4 protein-coding genes and 1 rRNA gene are annotated in these 3,319 nt (G+C 64.8%); 2 read left to right on the forward strand and 3 right to left on the reverse strand.

All coding sequences use genetic code 11. The features are described from left to right. Positions 1–3 precede the first annotated feature (3 nt). Positions 4–117: ribosomal RNA gene (gene rrf, locus QOH60_RS13140) — 5S ribosomal RNA — on the forward strand. 61 nt (positions 118–178) lie between these two features. Here the strand turns inward: rrf and QOH60_RS13145 are convergent. Genes QOH60_RS13145 through QOH60_RS13155 form a run of 3 tightly spaced genes read right to left on the reverse strand, consistent with a single transcriptional unit; the run spans position 179 to position 2,850 of the window. Then, on the reverse strand, positions 179–802 hold the full coding sequence (locus QOH60_RS13145; protein ID WP_526420926.1) for a hypothetical protein: 624 nt from the start codon (positions 800–802) through the stop codon (positions 179–181). Between the two features lie 56 nt (positions 803–858). After that, a complete protein-coding gene (locus QOH60_RS13150; RefSeq protein ID WP_526420928.1) occupies positions 859–1,362 on the reverse strand; it encodes a methylated-DNA--[protein]-cysteine S-methyltransferase in 504 nt (167 codons plus the stop codon). 9 nt (positions 1,363–1,371) lie between these two features. Further along, on the reverse strand, positions 1,372–2,850 hold the full coding sequence (locus QOH60_RS13155) for an AlkA N-terminal domain-containing protein (RefSeq protein ID WP_526420930.1): 1,479 nt from the start codon (positions 2,848–2,850) through the stop codon (positions 1,372–1,374). Positions 2,851–3,002: 152 nt separating this feature from the next. On the opposite strand from QOH60_RS13155, the gene QOH60_RS13160 reads away from it, so the two are divergent. Further along, positions 3,003–3,319 (forward strand): dihydrofolate reductase family protein (locus QOH60_RS13160; protein WP_526420932.1); only part of this gene is annotated, 317 nt, incomplete at its 3' end.

The following is a 3,319-nucleotide window of genomic DNA, read 5'->3' on the forward strand; positions in this document are numbered from 1 at the left end:
AGTTACGGCGAACACAGCGACAGGGAAACGCCCGGACCCATCCCGAACCCGGAAGCTAAGCCTGCCAGCGCCGATGATACTACCCAACCCGGGTGGAAAAGTAGGACACCGCCGAACACACATTAAGCCCTGTGCCCTCCAATTCTATTGGGGGGCACAGGCATTGGTGGAGGCTTCGTCAGCCCATGCCAACGAAGTAAGCAGTCGACACCGTGTGCCTGGTCAGCGGCCCACTGTCGCTGCCGACGTCTACCGTCCACCCGTCGGAGCTCTTGTGAATCCCGTCTGGGGCACCCGACGTCGCCCACACCGCCATAAACTTGCCGGGTTGCGTGCTGCATTTGTGAGTAGGTGATGTTCCGTCGGGCCGAGACGGCCACGTGCCGCCCGTTCGGGTCCGGCATACGGTGCCGTCGTGAAGGATCAGCGCCGCCGGTGTGGGCGGATCCGTTCGCCGCTGGAGCGGCTTGTTGAGGCCGGTGGCATTCGCGAGTTTGACCGTCCTTTTTTGGGCGTCGGCCAAGCAGTAGATCTGGTTGGCGCCTTTCGGCCAGCATGCTGCGCCATCGTCGGCGGTGGTACCGCAGAACCGCACGCCGTCCGTCACGTCGAAGGGCGACTGTGCACCGCCTGAACAGTCGATCGGTCCGCTCTTCCACGTCTCGTCGACGGCCCAGCCGGGCGCCAAATTGCCGTAGGAATCGACCGCTTTGAGCACGACGACGTGTGTTTCGTTGCTGTCGCTGCACCCGGCGACGACGCATCCGATAGCGACCGTTGCGACTAGAAATCTCACCCCCATCCCGGGAATGCTATTCGCCGTTCTCAGCGGCCGCGGTCAAGGGTCGCGCGACGCACTCAGTCGAAGAGCGTCAACCCGGCCGGCTTCCTGCTCTTCTCCAACTGAAGCAATGCCCTCTTGCGGTCCAAGCCGCCGCCGTAGCCGGTCAGGCTGCCGCTGGCGCTGATGACGCGGTGGCAGGGCACGATGATCCCAATTGGATTGCGCCCGTTGGCAAGCCCGACGGCGCGAGAGGCGCCCGCCGCGTCGATCTGCACGGCGATCTCACCGTATGAGCGGGTCTCGCCGTAGGGAATCGTCTGAAGAGCGGACCACACGCGTCGCTGGAACTCCGTGCCCGCCAACTCGAGATCAAGGTCGAAGTCGGTCAACTCACCCGCGAAATATGCAGTCAGTTGCTCGACGGCGACGGGGAACGCGTGGTTGTCGGGCTCCCATCCTGTCCGATCCGGCTCGTGTGTCTGGTCCTCCATGCGCAGATGGCCCAGCGCGCCGTTTCGGCCAGCTAGTGTCAGCGGGCCGACAGGACTGTCGATGACGCGAAAATGGATGGTACTCATGGCTTCTCCTTACTGTGGCCAATGATTGATCGGATGGTCGAGTGAGGCCCAGAGATGCTGGGTGGCGTATGAGCGCCACGGACGCCACCTTGAGCCGTGTTCGCCCAATGCGCGCGCATCGTCGGGCAATCCGAGGTGTTTCGCCGCGGCGCGCACGCCACCGTCGCCGACGGGAAACGCGTCCGGGTCGCCGAGCCCGCGCATGGCGATGATTTCCGTGGTCCATGGGCCGACGCCTGGCAGCTCGAGCAATTGATGGCGGGCCAGTTCCCAATCGCAACCCGGACTCAAGTTCACGAGGCCCTCCGCCAATGCGTCGATCAGGCCAATGAGGCTGCGCTGCCGTGATTTTGGGAACGCGAGCGCATCAGGATCGATGCCGATGAGTTGGCCGACTGGCGGGAACACATGCGTTAGGCCACCCTCAGGGTCGGCGATCGGCGTGCCGTAGGCCTTCACGATCCTCGCAGTGTGCGTCCGCGCGGCCTTGATCGACACCTGCTGACCAATCACCGCGCGGATCGCGAGCTCGTGCTCGTCCACCGTGCGAGGTATGCGCTGGCCGGGATGCTTGGCGACCAGTGGTGCCAAATCAGCGTCAGTGGAAAGGAAATCGACGACAGCTTCTGGATCGGCGTCGAGGTCGAGCAAGCGCCGGCAGCGGGCGATCGTGGTGGACAGATCCCGGAAGTCGTCCAGGCGCAGCACGCATTGCACATGGTCGGGCGCCGGCGTGAGGCTCACGATCGCCTGGCCCCACGGCAGCCGCAGTGTCCGCCGGTAGGCGCCGTCGCGAACCTCTTCGCAACCGGGCACCGCTGAGGCAGCAAGGTGACCGAACAGGCCCTCGAACGCAAACGGCGTTCGAGTAGGCAGCCGTAGCGACAGGGTTCCCGCGGTGGAGGGGCCGGTGATGTCGCTGCGCCGAGCGGCCTTGCGCCGCAACTCAGTCGGGGTGTTGTCGCAGACTTCGCGGATGGTGTCGTTGAACTGCCGGATGCTGGAGAAGCCGGCGGCGAACGCGACGTCGGAGAACGGCAACTCAGTGGTTTCGATCAGCACGCGGGCGGTCTGCGTCCGTTGCGCCCGAGCGAGCGCGAGCGGCCCTGCGCCCACTTCCGCCTGTAACAAGCGTTCCAGCTGACGTTCCGTGTAGCCCAGCTTGGCTGCTAGCCCGGTAACGCCCTCGCGGTCCACCGTGCCGTCGGAGATCAACCGCATGGCCCGCGCCACAACATCGCCCCGGGCATTCCATTCCGGCGATCCCGGCGACGCATCCGGCCGGCAGCGTTTGCACGGCCGGAATCCGGCGCGCTGGGCGGCGGCCGCGGTGGGGTAGAAGCGCACGTTGCGCGCGAACGGCGAGCGTGCCGGGCAGCTGGGCCGACAGTAGATTCCGGTGGTCAGGACCGCGGTGACGAACCATCCGTCAAACCGCGGATCCTTGGACTGGATCGCGCGGTAACAGCGGTCGAAATCGTCGTGCATACATAGACAATTACACGAACCCACCGACAAGACTGGCGGAAATCCGACATGGCGATCGCGCTGGTTGTTGGCTCGAGGGGCTCTGCGATGGTGAGTCGTATTGTCGCAACCCCGCGACGATGAGTTTTGCCCTCCGGTGCAGTCTGATCGGCATGGGCAAACTCATCTATGGCTTCAACGTGTCGGTGGACGGGTACATCGCCGACGCACAAGGCAACATCGACTGGTCCGATCCGAGCGAAGAACTGCACCAGTACTGGAACGACTTTGAGCGGGAGACCGCCCTATCGTTCTACGGGCGGCGGCTCTACGAACTGATGTCCGCGTACTGGCCGACCGCCGACAAGGCCGCCGACGCCACTCCTCTGATCGTCGACTTCGCGCACATCTGGCGCGACATGCCCAAGGTCGTGTTCTCGCGCACCCTGGAGTCCGTCGACTGGAACTCCCGCCTGGAACGCGGCGACCC

The sequence above is a fragment of the Mycobacterium sp. genome (genome assembly GCF_032159765.1).
In the GTDB taxonomy this organism is placed as follows: Bacteria; Actinomycetota; Actinomycetes; order Mycobacteriales; family Mycobacteriaceae; genus Mycobacterium.